Source organism: Rhizobium freirei PRF 81 (genome assembly GCF_000359745.1).
Lineage (GTDB): Bacteria > Pseudomonadota > Alphaproteobacteria > Rhizobiales > Rhizobiaceae > Rhizobium > Rhizobium freirei.
On sequence record NZ_AQHN01000056.1, the window covers coordinates 218,204 to 233,786 of the forward strand.

The 15,583-nt window shown below is 61.8% G+C and carries 13 protein-coding genes; 9 read left to right on the plus strand and 4 right to left on the minus strand.

Annotation, left to right across the window (positions count from 1 at the left end; translation table 11 throughout):
• Window positions 1–2: 2 nt before the first annotated feature.
• From RHSP_RS13055 to hemH, 3 genes are all read left to right on the plus strand, one after another.
• Window positions 3–326, plus strand: coding sequence for a hypothetical protein (locus RHSP_RS13055; RefSeq protein WP_004117496.1), 324 nt, complete (start codon window positions 3–5; stop codon window positions 324–326).
• Between the two features lie 148 nt (window positions 327–474).
• Window positions 475–2,613 (plus strand): 5'-nucleotidase C-terminal domain-containing protein, encoded by a 2,139-nt coding sequence (locus RHSP_RS13060; RefSeq protein WP_004117506.1) that lies wholly within the window; start codon window positions 475–477, stop codon window positions 2,611–2,613.
• Window positions 2,614–2,710: 97 nt separating this feature from the next.
• On the plus strand, window positions 2,711–3,745 hold the full coding sequence (gene hemH, locus RHSP_RS13065; RefSeq protein ID WP_037151663.1) for a ferrochelatase: 1,035 nt from the start codon (window positions 2,711–2,713) through the stop codon (window positions 3,743–3,745).
• A gap of 32 nt (window positions 3,746–3,777) precedes the next feature.
• Here hemH and RHSP_RS13070 read toward each other — a convergent pair whose 3' ends face one another.
• Window positions 3,778–4,686: a S1C family serine protease gene (locus RHSP_RS13070; protein WP_037151969.1), complete on the minus strand. Its 909-nt coding sequence runs from the start codon at window positions 4,684–4,686 to the stop codon at window positions 3,778–3,780.
• Between the two features lie 314 nt (window positions 4,687–5,000).
• On the opposite strand from RHSP_RS13070, the gene RHSP_RS13075 reads away from it, so the two are divergent.
• Both RHSP_RS13075 and RHSP_RS13080 read left to right on the plus strand, forming a co-directional pair.
• Complete coding sequence (locus tag RHSP_RS13075; RefSeq protein WP_004117512.1) at window positions 5,001–6,017, plus strand: SPFH domain-containing protein; 1,017 nt, start codon at window positions 5,001–5,003, stop codon at window positions 6,015–6,017.
• A 1-nt stretch (window position 6,018) separates the two neighbouring features.
• Window positions 6,019–6,477 carry an NfeD family protein gene (locus RHSP_RS13080; RefSeq protein ID WP_004117515.1) on the plus strand — a complete coding sequence of 153 codons (459 nt, stop codon included), beginning with the start codon at window positions 6,019–6,021 and terminating at the stop codon, window positions 6,475–6,477.
• Window positions 6,478–6,538: 61 nt separating this feature from the next.
• Here the strand turns inward: RHSP_RS13080 and RHSP_RS13085 are convergent, their stop codons facing one another.
• Window positions 6,539–7,534, minus strand: coding sequence for a KpsF/GutQ family sugar-phosphate isomerase (locus tag RHSP_RS13085; RefSeq protein WP_037151666.1), 996 nt, complete (start codon window positions 7,532–7,534; stop codon window positions 6,539–6,541).
• Window positions 7,535–7,731: 197 nt separating this feature from the next.
• Here RHSP_RS13085 and RHSP_RS13090 point away from each other — a divergent pair, with 197 nt between their 5' ends.
• Window positions 7,732–9,249 carry an outer membrane beta-barrel protein gene (locus RHSP_RS13090; RefSeq protein ID WP_004117521.1) on the plus strand — a complete coding sequence of 506 codons (1,518 nt, stop codon included), beginning with the start codon at window positions 7,732–7,734 and terminating at the stop codon, window positions 9,247–9,249.
• Between the two features lie 108 nt (window positions 9,250–9,357).
• Here RHSP_RS13090 and galU read toward each other — a convergent pair whose 3' ends face one another.
• The gene (gene galU, locus RHSP_RS13095; RefSeq protein ID WP_004117524.1) at window positions 9,358–10,245 is read right to left on the minus strand and encodes a UTP--glucose-1-phosphate uridylyltransferase GalU; all 888 of its coding nucleotides are present in this window, start codon (window positions 10,243–10,245) and stop codon (window positions 9,358–9,360) included.
• 203 nt (window positions 10,246–10,448) lie between these two features.
• Here galU and RHSP_RS13100 point away from each other — a divergent pair, with 203 nt between their 5' ends.
• From RHSP_RS13100 to RHSP_RS13110, 3 genes are all read left to right on the plus strand, one after another.
• Window positions 10,449–11,672: a lytic murein transglycosylase gene (locus tag RHSP_RS13100; protein WP_004117527.1), complete on the plus strand. Its 1,224-nt coding sequence runs from the start codon at window positions 10,449–10,451 to the stop codon at window positions 11,670–11,672.
• Window positions 11,673–11,753: 81 nt separating this feature from the next.
• On the plus strand, window positions 11,754–12,947 hold the full coding sequence (locus tag RHSP_RS13105) for an SGNH/GDSL hydrolase family protein (protein WP_086005361.1): 1,194 nt from the start codon (window positions 11,754–11,756) through the stop codon (window positions 12,945–12,947).
• Window positions 12,948–13,184: 237 nt separating this feature from the next.
• Window positions 13,185–13,934, plus strand: coding sequence for an aminoacyl--tRNA ligase-related protein (locus tag RHSP_RS13110; protein WP_004117533.1), 750 nt, complete (start codon window positions 13,185–13,187; stop codon window positions 13,932–13,934).
• Window positions 13,935–13,999: 65 nt separating this feature from the next.
• Here the strand turns inward: RHSP_RS13110 and RHSP_RS13115 are convergent, their stop codons facing one another.
• A complete protein-coding gene (locus tag RHSP_RS13115; protein WP_004117535.1) occupies window positions 14,000–15,454 on the minus strand; it encodes a glutamate synthase subunit beta in 1,455 nt (484 codons plus the stop codon).
• Between the last annotated feature and the right edge of the window lie 129 nt (window positions 15,455–15,583).

The window sequence follows — 15,583 nt, forward strand, 5'->3', positions numbered from 1 at the left end:
CCATGCGCGGGATGATGGCTCTCTATCTGACCCTCATCGCCGCGCTGCCCCTCGCGCTTCTGGCGATGATCCTTCCCGTCAATACCTATCGGGCACAGGGCATCGAAGCGCTCGATTGCGACGGGCCGATAAGCGTTCTCCTGTATGCCCTGCCTGCACTGCTAATCTATGGCGCCGGCGCGATCCTGCTCTACCGCGATCGCCGCAGGCGCTTTCATACCGCCGCCGCTTTTCTCTGCCTGCTGATCCTCTGCTCCGTCGGCTGGAATGCCGTCTCGGCACTGCGGGCATCTTATGGAAGCGCCTCCATCGAGGCATGCGCCTGATCTGATGATCGCACTTCGTCGCTTTGTAAAATCCTAATGAAGCCAACAGCTTTTGCTTGCACTCGCTTCGCCATGATGAAAACATTCGGGTGGGGGACCGTTGCGGGGTTTGCGCGGGCCGGATTACAACGACGAACAGGAGAGACAGATGAAGCAGCCCTTCGGAGCGTGTCTTTTGGCCGCTACGCTATTGGCGCTCAGCAGCAGCGCCGCCTTCGCGGACTATCAGCTCAATATCCTGCACTTCAACGATTTCCATTCGCGCGTGGAGTCGATCAACAAGTTCGATGCGACCTGCTCTGCAGCCGAGGAAGCCAAGAACGAATGCTTCGGCGGCGCCGCGCGGCTGAAAGCGGCCATCGACCAGAGGCGCGCTGCTCTTGCCGGCCAGAACGTGTTGGTGCTCGACGCCGGCGACAATTTCCAGGGCTCCCTGTTCTACACGACCTACAAAGGGGCGGCCGAGGTCGAATTCCTGAACGGCATGAAGATCGACGCCATGACCGTCGGCAATCATGAATTCGATGATGGCGAGGGCCCGCTTGCCGCCTTTCTCGACAAGGCGCAGTTCCCGGTCGTGACAGCCAATCTCGTGATCGACGACCAGTCGAAGCTCGGCAACCGCATCAAGAAGTCGATCGTCCTCAATATCGGTGGGCAAAAGATCGGTATCGTCGGCGCCGTGACGACCGAAACGCCGGAGCTCGCCTCCCCCGGCCCACATGTCAAGGTCACCGACGATGCCGCCGCCATCAGCGCCGAGGTGGATGCGCTTAAGTCGCAGGGCATCAACAAGATCATCGCGCTCACCCATGTCGGCTATCCGCGCGATGTCGACAAGATCGCCAAGATCGCCGGCGTCAGCATCGTCGTCGGCGGCCACTCGCATACGCTGCTATCGAATACGGACCCGAAGGCCGCCGGCCCCTATCCGACCATGGTCGACAATCCGGCAGGCTACAAGGTGCCGGTGGTTCAGGCCGCCTCCTACAGCAAATATCTCGGCGATTTTGTCGTCACTTTCGACGACAATGGCGTCGTCAAGGACGCCAAGGGCGACCCGATCCTGCTCGATTCCTCCGTCAAGCCAGATCCCGCCATTGCCGCGCGCGTGCAAGAGATGGCCAAGCCGATCGAAGAGCTGCGCAAGAAGGTCATCGGTAACTCGCAAGGCCCGATCGAAGGCGCACGCGAAATCTGCCGCGTCCAGGAATGCTCGATGGGCAATCTGGTGGCCGACGCGATGCTGGACCGTACCAGGGCACAGGGCATTTCCATCGCCATTCAGAACGGCGGCGGCCTGCGCGCCTCCATCGGCGCCGGCGATGTCAGCATGGGCGACGTGCTGACCGTACTGCCTTTCCAGAACACGGTCGCGACCTTCCAGCTGACCGGCGCCGATGTGAAAGCAGCGCTCGAAAATGGCCTCAGCCAGATCGACGACGGTGCCGGCCGCTTCCCGCAGGTTGCCGGTCTTAAATACAGCTTCGATAAGTCGAAGCCCGCAGGCAGCCGTCTGATCTCGGTTGACGTCCAGGAAGGCAAGGAATTCAAGCCGCTCGACCCCGAAAAGACCTATGGCGTCGTCAGCAACAACTACATGCGCGCCGGCGGCGACGGCTATGCGGTTTTTGCCAAAAATGCCAAGAATGCCTATGATTTCGGCCCCAACCTGGAAGCGGTGGTCGCCGACTATCTTGGCGCACACAATCCCTACAAGCCCTATACGGATGGCCGCGTAACCCAGGTCGCTCCAGTAGCCCAAGTCGCTCCGGCAGCCCAGGCCGCCCCTGCCCAGGCAGCCGCACAGCCGGAGCCGGCAAAGCCCGCCGATGCCAAGCCGCTGGCCGCGCCGGAGCAGAAACCGGCACCTGCAGCTGCCGAGGGCACCGCCGCCTCGCCCGCGGCGACGGCGCCCGCCTCTTCGGCTCCCAGCGTGACCACGCCCAGCACGTCCATGCCGGCAAACCCGACGCCGGCCCCGCCCGTTCCGGCAAAATCGGACCCGACAAAGTCGACGTCTGCAACGTCAGCCCCCGCTGCTGAAACGCCGGCCACCCCCGCGGCCGCGGCCACGGCTCCGGCAGCAGCCGCGCCGCAAGCTGCGGCAAGCGAACCGCCGAAGACACCGACGACTCATGTCGTCGTCGCCGGCGACACGCTGTGGGGTCTCGCCAAGACCTACTATGGCAGCGCCAACCAATGGCGCAAACTTCTGGCCGCCAATCGCAATATCAAGCCGCGCCATCTGCCGGTCGGCGAAAAGTTGAGGATTCCAGCCAAGTAAGGACGATTTGTCTCGCCTATCCGAGCCGGTCCGGGCTTCCCCGGGCCGGCTTTTGTTCCTATGTGAGGTGCTTGGTATCTTGAGAGGAATTCAACCGATGACAGCAGACCCGACCGCGCTTCCGTCCGATCACCCAAGCGTGACATACGGCAAGGTCGGCGTGCTGCTCGTCAACTTGGGAACACCCGACGGCACCGATTATTCCTCGATGCGCCGTTACCTGCGGGAATTCCTGAGCGACCGCCGTGTCATCGAATGGTCGCGCTGGAAATGGTATCCGATCCTGTTCGGCATCGTGCTCAACACCCGGCCGCAGAAGGTCGGCAAAGCCTATGAGACGATCTGGAACAAGGAAAAGAACGAAAGCTATCTGCGCACCTATACGCGCAACCAGTCCGACCTGATGGCTGGGCGCCTGGGCGACCTGCCCAATGTCCGGGTGGATTGGGCGATGCGTTACGGCCAGCCCTCGATTGCCGACCGTATCCAGGCCCTGAAGGACGAAGGCTGCGAACGCATCGTGCTCTTCCCGCTCTATCCGCAATATGCGGCAGCAACGACGGCAACGGTCAACGACAAGGCGTTCGAAAAACTCCAGAAGATGCGCTGGCAGCCGGCGGTCCGCACCGTGCCGCAATATCACGACGACGAGACTTATATCGAGGCGCTTGCCAACTCCGTGACACGGCACCTCTCGACGCTGGACTGGCAGCCCGAAAAGATCCTCGCCTCCTTCCACGGCATACCGATGTCCTACTTCAAACTGGGCGATCCCTATTACTGTTTCTGTCAGAAGACCGGCCGCCTGCTGCGCGAGAGGCTTGGCCTTTCCGAGGACCAGTTCATGGTCACCTTCCAGTCCCGCTTCGGGCCGGAGGAGTGGCTGCAGCCCTACACCGACAAGACGGTGGAAGAGCTGGCCAAAAACGGCACGAAACGCATCGCCGTTCTCAATCCGGGCTTCGTCTCGGACTGTCTGGAGACGCTGGAGGAGATCGCCGAACAGGCGGCCGAATCCTTCCATCACAATGGCGGCGACAAGTTCACCCATATTCCCTGCCTTAACGACAGCGACGACGGCATGAACGTGCTGGAGAAGGTCGTGCGGCGGGAGCTGCTCGGCTGGGCTTGAGACCTGCCGGCAGCGGGGCCGGCGATGCAGGCCTATTGCAGCTGCGGCTTTTTGAGGAAGCTGCCGCGATCTGCCGATTTGACGCGCAGCCAGGCCTCACGGCCGTCGCGCAGCACGCGCATGGGGATCTCCGCGCCCGCGGGTCCGCTCTGCCATATCTTGCGGTAGAAGTCGGCGAGCCCGTCGACCTCCCCGTCGCGGATCTCGGAAATGACGTCTCCCCGGCGCAACCCCGCCTTGGCGGCGGGACCACCTTCGGTCACGCTCATGACAACGACCTCGCCGTTGCTTTCCGCGGAAAAGGCGCCGAGCCAGGGTCGCGGTGGCTTATCGACCCGGCCGCGCTTGATCAGGTCGTCCAAGATCGGAATCAGCAGGTTGATCGGCACGATCATGTTGATATCGGCACTGTCACCATTCTGGGTCGCCATCTGCAGGTGCAGCGAACCGATGCCGAGGAGCTTGCCATCCTCGTCGAGTAGCGCAGCTCCGCCCCAGGAGGGATGGGCGGGTGCCGTGAAGATCGCCTCGTCGAGCAGATATTCCCAATAGCCGGCGAATTCCTGCTTGGCGACGATCTTTGCCTCGACGAACTGGCCAATCCCGTCGGCGACGACAACTTCATCGCCGATCTCCGCCTTGTTGGCATCGCCGAATTCGAGGGCGGGCACGTCGAGCGGGCCGAGCGCCTGCACCAGACCGAACCCGGTTTCCTGATCGTAAGCCAACGCGTGGCCCGGCACGACGCGACCGCTATTGGTCGTCAGCCAGACCTCGTCCGCTTCGGTGATCAGATAGCCGATCGTCAAAACCAGGCCGTTTCCCCGGATGACCACGCCGCTGCCTTCCCTGCGGATACCGAGCGTTGTCGCAGTAAAAGCATCTTCCGGAATTGACGCGTGCACGGCCACGACCGACCGCAAGGTCCTATCTATGTTCATAGCCTCACCCCGATGATGCGCAATAGCCTGGCTCGAAAGGTTGCCTGGCAGCGGAGCCGGAAATTCACCTGATAAGGTATGAAGATCAATCGTCCGGCGCAAGACCTTGATCGCGATAGATTGATCGAACCACGCCGCCGCGGCAGGCTTGAACACCCGTCGCGCCCCCATTCCTCACTTGCCGAGAACATGCTAACCCACCACATCTGATTGAGCTGCCGCCTCTTATGCTCGACCGAGCGGTTAGGGGCAGAACGGTGGCGATTTACGCGACGCGCCCCCGCTGCAGGCGGGCGCGTCCATGGAGGAGTTCGATGGTGGTCGGTGGTTTCAGCATTGTTGTGATTGCCCTGGTGGTCTTGGTCATCCTGGTGCTGTTTGCGGGCATCAAGACCGTGCCGCAGGGCTATCGGTACACGGTCCAGCGCTTTGGCCGCTATATCCGCACGCTGGAGCCGGGGCTCAACCTGATCGTGCCCTTCATCGAAACGATCGGCGCACGCATGAACGTGATGGAACAGGTTCTCGCCGTGCCGACCCAGGAAGTCATCACCAAGGACAATGCCAGCATTTCCGCCGATGCGGTGGCCTTCTTCCAAGTGCTGAATGCGGCTCAGGCGGCTTATCAGATCACCAATCTCGAAACCGCGATCCTCAATCTTACCAAGACCAACATCCGTACCGTCATGGGTTCGATGGATCTGGATGAGCTTTTGTCCAACCGCGACGCCATCAACGAGCGATTGCTACGCGTGGTCGACGAGGCGGTGGAGCCCTGGGGCATCAAGGTGACGCGCGTCGAAATCAAGGACATCCAGCCGCCGAAAGACCTGGTCGACGCCATGGGCCGGCAGATGAAGGCCGAGCGTGAAAAGCGCGCACAGGTTCTCGAGGCCGAAGGTCTGCGCAATGCGCAGATCCTGCGTGCAGAAGGCGCCAAGCAGGCCGCCGTCCTGCAGGCCGAAGGCCAGCGCGAAGCGGCCTTCCGCAATGCCGAGGCTCGCGAACGCCTGGCCGAGGCCGAAGCGAAGGCGACGCGCGTAGTGTCCGAGGCCATCGCCGAGGGCAACGTGCAGGCGATCAACTACTTCATCGCACAGAAGTACACGGAGGCCTTGACCGCGATCGGCTCCGCCGGCAATTCGAAGATCGTGCTCATGCCGATGGAGGCCAGCGCCATCATCGGCTCGCTTGGCGGCATCGGCGCCATCGCCCGCGAAGTTTTCGGCGACAATGGTGATGGCGACGGCGCGCCGCAGCCACCTCGCCCACGCACCGGCCCCGCACGCACCACGCCGTCGATCAATCCGCAGACATCAAAGGAGAGCTGAGATGTTCGACAATCTCGTCGTCGAACTCGGCCCCTGGAGTTGGTGGCTGGTGGGTCTGGTGCTGCTTGCCGCCGAGTTGATCCTGCCGGGCTTCTTCCTCGTCTGGATCGGGCTTGCCGGCATCATCGTCGGGGCCTTGTCGCTGCTCTTCTGGACAAGTGCCTTCTGGGTCTGGCAGGTGCAGTGGCTCGTCTTTGCGGCCACCGCCGTGATCACCGCCCTGCTTGGCCGCCGCTATCTCTATAACGAGAACCAGGTCACGGATGAACCGTTCCTGAACCAGCGCGGGGCAAGCTTGGTCGGACGCACGGCAACGCTCGACCAACCGATCACCGAAGGCCGGGGACGCATTCGCCTGAACGATACCTATTGGACGGTCAGGGGGCCTGATCTGCCCGTCGGCACCCGCGTCAAGATCATCGCCAGCAACGGCCGCGACCTCACGGTCGAGCCGGCCTGACAGGAGCAACTCGGGGAAGAGTGCACAGCGGTTTTCCGTCCGGAATGCTGAAAGGAACCCTCTAGGCCACGCCGATCCGCAGCAGATCGTGGAAATGCACGACGCCGATCGGCCGACGTGCATCGTCGACGACTATCAGCGCCGAGATATTGTGACGATTGAGCACGGCCATGGCGCCCGTCGCCAGCGTCGTTTCCTTCACCGTCTTCGGGTTACGGGTCATCACCTCGTCCACGCGCATATCGGCAAGGCTGGTGCCGAGATTGCGGGCGATATCGCCATCGGTGACGATGCCGCACAGGCAGCCGTCATCATCGATCACACCGACACAGCCGAAACGCATTTTCGACAGCGTCATCGCCGCTTCCGGCATGCCGGTGCCAAGGCGAACCAGGGGCACGCGGTCACCCTTATGCATGATGTCGGCGACATGCGAAAGGCTGGCGCCGAGCTTGCCGCCGGGATGGAAGGTACGGAAATCTTCGGCCGTGAAGCCGCGTGCCTCGAGCAGAGCCACGGTCAGCGCATCGCCGATGGCCAGCTGCAGCAGCGTCGATGTCGTCGGGGCCAGTCCGTGGGGACAGGCTTCCTGCTCCTTGGGCAGCAGCAATACCACGTCCGACTCGCGGGCGAGCGTCGAGGTCTCGCCTGCGGTGATGGCGATCATCGGGATCGAGAAGCGGCGGGAATAACTGATGATGCCGCGCAGCTCCGCGCTTTCGCCACCCCAGGATATGGCGATGATGACGTCGTCCTGCGTGATCATGCCGAGATCGCCGTGATTGGCCTCGACCGGATGGACGAAGAAAGCCGGCGTGCCCGTGGAGGCCAGACTTGCGGCAAGCTTGTTGCCGATATGGCCGCTCTTGCCGACACCGGTGATAACGACGCGGCCGCTGATGTCGCCGATGACCTCCACCGCGCGGCTGAAGGGCTCGGCCAGACCGTCGCTCAGCGCGCGTTCCAGCGCCTCCATGCCCCGTCTTTCGGTCTCGATCGTTCGCATGGCGGATTCGATCGCACCGTTCTCGATGAGTTTTACAGCTCTCTTATTCATGAGGGAGGCCTAACGCTTTTCCATAAATCTGTCCACCGAAGATCGGTCAGTGCCAACAGCCGCGGTGCGCTGCTCTACCCCGATAATATTACCGCCGCGATCCTCACAACTGCCCCTTAGCAACCAAGCGTTAACCACACGGCTTTACACTTGGGTAAGGATTTAGCGCATTTCCAGTAAGGTCAGATATAAACAACATGAACATCGGCAAGAACAAGGCGGGTAAAAGTGCCCTCCGGCTGACAGCATGGGCAACATCTGCCGTGCTGGGCTGGGGTGTCGTATTCGCCGTACCGATGTCGGCCAATGCCCAGGCGCTCACACCTGACCAGAGCGTCGACGATCCGTTGGCACTACCGACCTCCGGCGCCGCGCCTGACCGGACGGCGGCATCTGCAGCCGATGCGCAGGCGACATCGCCAGTGAACCAGGCCTCCAGCAGCAATGCGGACACGCCACCGAACATGCGCCTCCGCCTCGACAATGTCGATCCGACCACGACGAGCTCCACGCTCAGCGACGATCTGCGCCGCGTCAATTCACGCGAACCCGCCATCGATGGGCTGAGGACACGAGCGCATCCCGATCGCGCCGATGCGCAAGGCATACCGCTCGGCACCTTCACCCTGCGCCCCTCGGTCAATCAGTCCATCAATATGGAGCGGAACAAGACCGGTTCCACCGAGAACAACCGCACCTTCCTGCAAACGGATTTGCGCAGCACGCTGACATCCGATTGGGATCGACACGCCCTGACCATCACCGGTGAAGGTGTCTGGCAGAAGAACCTCAGCGGCACAGGCGCGGAACAGCCTGTGGTCACGATCAATGCCGACCTGCGCCTTGACCTTCCCGCCAACACCACCGCCCACGTCACCGCCGGCTACCAATTTTATAGGGAAGACACCAACGACCCGAATGCAATTGCCGGCGCGTCGAAACAATCCGCCGTCAATCAGTTCTCCACCGGGCTTTCGCTGGAACGCGACTTCGGCCTGCTGCGCGGCACGACCGCTGTTGCGCTGACGCGAACGGTTTATTCCGACGCCGTGCTCTCTGACGGAACCCAGATCACCCTCAGCGATCGCGACCAGACGGCCGGCACATGGCGCGGCCGCATCGGCTATGAGCTCTCGCCGGTGATCATTCCCTTCGTGGAAGCCGACCTTGGCCTCGCGATCTACGACCAGACGCGCGACAGCAACGGCTATGCGCGCTCGAACCAGAGCTATGGCGGCAAGGCAGGCGTCGAAATCGATCTCGGCGAGAAATTGAAGGGCGAACTCGGCTTCGGCTACCAGCATACGGAATTCGACGATGCGCGCCTTGCCTCGATCGACTCGCCGACGATCGACGGCAGTCTTGCCTGGTCGCCGCAGCGCGGCACCGATGTGAGCATCGGCCTTTCGAGCACGGTTCAACCGTCGACGACCCCGGGCCTGGGCGGCTACACCGCTTACCGCCTCACCAGCACCGTGAGCCATCAGCTGCGCGACGATCTCACTGCCAAGGTAACGGGCGGAACGATCTGGCGTGATTATCCTTCCGGCAGCGCAGCCAACGAAACCGAATATGACGCAGCGCTCGGTCTGACCTGGGGGATCAACCGCTATCTCGATCTGACCGGCAATATCGGCTACCAGCTGACCACCAGAAAAGCCGGCGACGACACGCGCCAGCTCCAGGCCGGCGTCGGGTTGACAGTAAAGCGCTGATCGCGCTTTCGCATAGCGCTATGATCTTGATTGAAAACCATCTGCTTCCGCAATGAAAAAGGCCCGGCATAACCGGGCCTCAGTCTTCAGTCTCGATGAATCGGCAGCCTACTTCAAGGCAGCGATCAGCCCCTTCAATTCATCTTCGATGGTCGGACGGATATCTGCGCGCGAAAGTGCAAACGCGACGTTGGCGAGAATGAATCCATCCTTTGCGCCGCAGTCGAAGGTCTGGCCCCGGAAGTGGTAGCCGGCAAAATCCTGGGACTGCGCAAGCTTCAGCATGCCGTCGGTCAGCTGGATCTCGTTGCCGGCACCCCGCTCCTGGCTTTCCAGGATGCGGAAGATTTCCGGCTGCAGGATGTAGCGGCCGTTGATGAAGAAGTTGGACGGAGCGGTGCCCCTGGCCGGCTTCTCGACCATTTCGGTGATGCGGAAACCGCTGCCGATCGTATCGCCGACGCCGACGATGCCGTATTTATGTGTCTGATCGGGAGCGCATTCCTCGACGGCGATGACGTTGCCGCCGCTCTGCTCGTAAAGCTCGATCATGCCCTTCATGCAGCCCTTTTCGGCGCGCATGACCATGTCGGGCAGCAGCAGCGCGAAAGGCTCGTCGCCGACGATCTCGCGGGCGCACCAGACGGCGTGGCCGAGGCCGAGCGGCTCCTGCTGGCGCGTGAAGCTCGCCGTACCCGCCTTCGGCAGCAGGCCGCTCAGCAGCGACAGCTCGGCATTCTTGTTGCGCTGGCGCAGCGTATGCTCGAGTTCGAACTGAATGTCGAAATAATCTTCGATGACGTGCTTGCTGCGGCCCGTCACGAATACGAAATGCTCGATCCCGGCTTCCATCGCCTCGTCGACGACGTATTGAATCACCGGCTTATCGACGACGGTCAGCATTTCCTTCGGCACCGCCTTGGTCGCCGGCAAGAACCGCGTCCCTAGTCCTGCGACCGGAAATACTGCCTTACGAACCTTCTTATGCTGTCCCACTCATACCTCCTGGGCATTAAATCAGTTGGCGCCAAGCCATTCTAAAGGTCAGTAGATTAAATTTGCTACTGTTTTGCAAATAATGACTGAACCCCGCTTCCATGGTAAAGAATTTGTTGACTTCGTTCGTTTAGTGTCAAGCTTGGGCCGATGCTACGCGCATCGCCGCACCGAAATCCAACGATTGATGGACAAGGCTGTCGATGACCGTAAACCGCAAAAACTCCCTTCTTGGTCTCGCTCTGGCGCTCGCGCTCGGCGCCTTGGCGGGATTCCTTCCCGTTAACGCCAATGCCGACCCAGGGTTCCAAAAATGGATCGCGGGCTTCTATGCGACCGCCGCAAAGAGCGGCATTACGCAATCGACCTATCGCAATGCATTTGCCGGCGTGACGGACCCCGACCCCACAGTCCTCGAAAAGGCGCAGTACCAACCGGAATTCAAGTCCCAGATCTGGGATTACCTCGATTCCCGTGTCAATCCGTATACCGTCGATATTGGCCGGAAGATGGCGGTCAAATACGCATCCACATTACGCACGCTCGAGCAGCATTTCGGTGTGGATCGAAACATTATTCTGGCCATCTGGTCGATGGAGTCGAACTACGGCGCCGTTCTGGCCAAGAACGACCGGCTGCATTATGTGCCCCGGGCACTCGCGACACTTGCCTATGCCGATCCGAAGCGGGCCGGCTACGCCAAAAAGCAGCTCATCGCCGCGCTGAAGATCCTGCAGAAGGGCGATATATCGCGCAAGGATCTGAATGGTTCCTGGGCCGGCGCGATGGGTCACACCCAGTTCATCCCGACCAGCTATCTGCTTTACGCCGTCGATGCCGATGGCAGCGGCCATGCCGATATCTGGAACTCCATTCCGGACGCCTTGGCGACGACGGCCAATCTTCTCGCCAAGAACGGCTGGAGCACCGGCCGTACCTGGGGCTACGAAGTCATCGTGCCCGCCGGCAGCCACGCTCAGGCCGGCAAGACGCACACCATCGCTCAATGGGCGGCCCTCGGCTTCGTGCGCCCCAACGGCAAAGGCTTCCGCCAGACCTCCGACCGCGCGCAGCTGAAAATGCCGGGCGGCCCGAACGGCCCCGGCTTCCTGATGACCGGCAACTTCTTCACCGTAAAGCGTTACAATGCATCCGACAGCTATGCGCTCGCCGTCGGCCTGCTGGCCGATCAAATCGCCGGCTATGGCGGCATGCAGCAATCCTGGCCACGTCCGAGCGGCACGCTGAACGTGCAGCAGAAGTTCGAGCTGCAGACGCGATTGAAGCAGCTCGGCTATTATGACGGCGTCGTCGACGGCAATTTCGGTTCCGGCTCGAAGGCCGCGATCGCTGCAGTTCAGCAGCGCATCGGCATGGACGCGGACGGCGAGCCCTCGATGAACCTGTTGAACGCGCTGCGCAAATAGGCCGTCGCATCTGTCGAATCCGGGATCGCTGGACGAGGGAGCCGCCCTCATGCCACCATGGGCCGTGAGCGGAAAGAAATGATGATAGAGCGACCTGCCCGCGCAACCATGGCAAGCCTGAGAATCATCTTCGCGGCATTCATTGCGGCTGTCATCGCGTTCGGCTGTCTTTCTCCGGCGGCCGAGGCGCAGGAGCGGCCACGCAGAAACTTGCTCGACATGCTGTTCGGCACCCGCGAGCCAGACTATCCCGACCAGCCCGCCGAGCAGCCGCCGCCACGAAGAAAAAGCCAGCCGCGCAAGCGGCCAACGCCGCCACCGCGCCAGCCGGTGGTGGTACAGCCGGAGACGCCGCCAGCAGCGGAAAAGCTTCAGGACGCAAAGACGATTCTCGTCGTCGGCGATTTTCTGGCAAGCGGCCTTGGAACCGGATTGGAAGACGCCTTTTCCACCTCGCCAGGCGTCGTCATCCAGGCGCGCGGCAATGTCGCCTCCGGCCTCGTCCGCCAGGATTATTACAACTGGCCGCAGCAATTGTCCGGAATGATGGATCAGATGAAACCGGCGATGGTCGTCGTCATGCTCGGCGCCAACGACCGCCAGCCCATCATCGGCTCAGGCCTTAACGAGAAATACGGTACGGACCCATGGTTTCTCGCCTATGAGGAGCGCGTACAGCAGTTCGCCAAGCTGATAACGAACCGCCGCATACCCCTTCTCTGGGTCGGCCTGCCGCCTTTCGGTTCGGACCAGCTGACCGCGAGTGCAGTCAAGCTCAACCACCTCTATCAAAGCCAGATGGCAGCCGTCGGCGGCGAATATGTCGACATCTGGGACGGTTTCACCGATCAGAGCGGCGAGTTCGTCGTCACTGGCTCCGACATTAACGGCCAGCAGGTGCGTCTCAGAACCGCCGACGGCGTCAACATGACCGCGGCAGGCAAGCGCAAGATCGCCTTCTATGTCGAAAAGCCGGCGCGCCGGCTGCTGGGCAATCAGGCAAGCCCCGACATCACCCGCCTCGATACCGGCAGTCCGCTGCCGGCACAGCAGACGAGCCTACCGGGCACGGAACCGGAGAAAGTCACCAGCATTCCGCCGATGAATCTTTCCGATCCTGAGCTCGATGGCGGCGCGCAGCTCCTGGGGAGCGTGCCCGCGCCCACCTCCCCGGCAGCATCACCGCGGGATCTTCTGGTCGACAAGGGCCAGATGGCGCCTGCCCCTGCAGGTCGCGTGGACGATTACCGCCTACAGGGATCGGTGGCGCGGTAGGCACCCCGGATGCCGTTTGACAACACTACAACCTACCAATAGAAAAGCGCCATGAGCACCGATAGCGCAGATCAGATCGATCGTCACCGCACCTGCCCGCAGGCTGTGGTTTTCCGCGCTTTCTCCGGCCGAGGTCTCCGCGTCCAGTCGTGACGACCGGAGGCATCGTGCGTCCGGCCATTGCTGGACGTAAAGCCCCTGCCCCAAAATATCAACGTTGCCCATGGAGAATGGCACGTGCTCAATATCTACAACGTCAATTCGCTCGTTCACTGGGAAGAGCGAGACATCCGTCTGCGTAACGACCTCATCCGCTTCTTTTCCGACGAAGTCTCGAGCTTCCTGCGCTCCGCAAACCCCGCCTGGGATATCCGAAGGGTCGAGGCCCCTACCCTGATGCCGAGAAACCTGGTCTCCGAAGCCTATTCCAATTCGGATATATGGGTGCAGGAACGACTATCGGAAACCGAGGCCGAACTTCTGCTTCGCCCGGAAACGACACCATCCACCTATGTCTACATGCAGCATCTCCTCGGCAATCATTCGAGGACACGGCTGCCTCTCTGCATCTGGCAGGCAGGCAAATCCTACCGCCGCGAACAGGACCAGCCCGGCAAAAATGTGCGGCTCAAGGAATTCTGGCAGCTCGAATTCCAATGCGCCTTCACCGCCGACAGTGGCAACGACTATCACGCAGCGAGCCTGGAGCCGGTTCGCCGCATGATCGGATCGGTCATCCATTTGCCGACGAGGATCGTTCCGTCCGATCGCCTGCCGGCCTACTCGCAGGTCACGATGGATATCGAAGTGGATAACGGCGACAAATGGATGGAGGTCTGCTCCATCTCCAAGCGCACGGATTTCCCGCAGCGCTATCGCAACCAGGCCAAGAAGGGCCTGGCGACCGACCATGACGTCACGGTGCTGGAGATCGCCATCGGGCTCGACCGCTGCGTCTACAATTGGAACATAGCGGCAAGCAGATAAGACAGAAGGCCGGGTTCATTGCGAACCCGGCCTTTCTCATAACTGACAGGCGATATCGGTGAGGCTTACCGCGGCAGAACCGTCGAGCCCATCAGGGCCTCGTCGATCGCACGCGCTGCCTGACGGCCCTCGCGGATCGCCCAGACCACCAGCGACTGGCCGCGGCGAACGTCGCCGGCGGTCCAGAGCTTGTCGACCGAAGTCTTGTAGTCCTTGTCGTTGGCAACAACGTTGGTCGAGCCGCGGCGGTCGGTGTTGAGCGTCAGCTTGCCGTCGAGTTCCTGGAGCACGCTGTCGGTGAAGGGGCCGCGGAAGCCGATGGCGATGAAGGCGAGATCGGCGCGGATGACGAATTCCGTTCCGGCGATCGGCTTGCGGCGCTCATCGACTTCGCAGCACTTTACACCGGTCAGCACGCCGTCTTCGCCGATGAACTCCAGCGTCGCGACCTGGAATTCGCGAACTGCGCCCTCGGCCTGCGAGGAAGACGTGCGCATCTTCGTCGCCCAGAACGGCCAGACGGCAAGCTTGTCTTCCTTTTCCGGCGGCTGCGGGCGGATGTCGAGCTGCGTCACCTTCACGGCGCCCTGGCGGAATGCGGTGCCGACGCAATCGGATGCGGTATCGCCGCCGCCGACGACGACGATATGCTTGCCGCCTGCCAGGATCGGGTCGGCAGGCCAGCCGGCGCTGTCGATGTTCTCACGGCCGACACGGCGGTTCTGCTGCACGAGATAGGGCATGGCGTCATGGACGCCGGCCAGCTCGACGCCGGGAATGCCGGCTTCGCGCGGGGTTTCCGAGCCGCCGCAATAGAGCACGGCATCATGATCGGCCAGAAGCTGCTCGACCTTGACGTCGACGCCGACGTTGACGCCGCAATGGAAGGTGACGCCCTCGCCCGTCATCTGCTCGACACGGCGGTCGATGAAGTTCTTCTCCATCTTGAAGTCAGGAATGCCATAGCGCAGCAGGCCGCCGGGCTTGCTCTCGCGCTCGTAGAGATGAACCTCGTGGCCGGCGCGGCCGAGCTGCTGGGCAGCCGCCATGCCGGCGGGGCCGGAACCGATGATGGCGACCTTCTTGCCCGTATGCACCGTTGCCGGCTGCGGACGAATGAAGCCAAGCTCATAGGCCTTGTCGGCAATCGCCTGCTCGACGGTCTTGATGGCGACCGGCGCATCTTCCAGGTTCAGCGTGCAGGCCTCCTCGCAGGGTGCGGGGCAGACGCGACCGGTGAATTCCGGAAAGTTGTTGGTCGAATGCAGGTTGCGGATCGCCTCTTCCCAGTTGTTGTTGTAGACGAGGTCGTTCCAATCCGGAATCTGGTTGTGCACCGGGCAGCCGGTCGGGCCGTGGCAATAGGGAATGCCACAGTCCATGCAGCGCGCTGCCTGTTTTTGCACTTCCTGGTCCGACATGGGGATCGTGAATTCGCGGAAATGCCGGATGCGATCCGATGCCGGCTGATACTTGCCGACCTGACGGTCGATCTCCAAGAAGCCTGTTACCTTGCCCATGCTTTCGTTTCCTCACTCAAAAAGAGGAGCCGAGGCTCCCGTGCCTGAGGGCAAATCCCGTTGCCCTGTCCGGCACTTTAATTCAAATCCGATTCCGCTATTCGACAGTTGCCATCGCCGTGATCAGCG

Excerpts from the sequence above, each read along its gene's own strand:
- RHSP_RS13115 (WP_004117535.1), bottom strand. The coding sequence starts at position 15,454 with ATGGGCAAGGTAACAGGCTTCTTGGAGATCGACCGTCAGGTCGGCAAG.
- RHSP_RS13055 (WP_004117496.1), top strand. The coding sequence starts at position 3 with ATGCGCGGGATGATGGCTCTCTATCTGACCCTCATCGCCGCGCTGCCC.
- RHSP_RS13070 (WP_037151969.1), bottom strand. The coding sequence starts at position 4,686 with ATGAACATAGATAGGACCTTGCGGTCGGTCGTGGCCGTGCACGCGTCA.
- RHSP_RS13105 (WP_086005361.1), top strand. The coding sequence starts at position 11,754 with ATGATAGAGCGACCTGCCCGCGCAACCATGGCAAGCCTGAGAATCATC.
- RHSP_RS13075 (WP_004117512.1), top strand. The coding sequence starts at position 5,001 with ATGGTGGTCGGTGGTTTCAGCATTGTTGTGATTGCCCTGGTGGTCTTG.
- RHSP_RS13100 (WP_004117527.1), top strand. The coding sequence starts at position 10,449 with ATGACCGTAAACCGCAAAAACTCCCTTCTTGGTCTCGCTCTGGCGCTC.
- RHSP_RS13085 (WP_037151666.1), bottom strand. The coding sequence starts at position 7,534 with ATGAATAAGAGAGCTGTAAAACTCATCGAGAACGGTGCGATCGAATCC.
- RHSP_RS13090 (WP_004117521.1), top strand. The coding sequence starts at position 7,732 with ATGAACATCGGCAAGAACAAGGCGGGTAAAAGTGCCCTCCGGCTGACA.
- hemH (WP_037151663.1), top strand. The coding sequence starts at position 2,711 with ATGACAGCAGACCCGACCGCGCTTCCGTCCGATCACCCAAGCGTGACA.
- RHSP_RS13060 (WP_004117506.1), top strand. The coding sequence starts at position 475 with ATGAAGCAGCCCTTCGGAGCGTGTCTTTTGGCCGCTACGCTATTGGCG.
- RHSP_RS13080 (WP_004117515.1), top strand. The coding sequence starts at position 6,019 with ATGTTCGACAATCTCGTCGTCGAACTCGGCCCCTGGAGTTGGTGGCTG.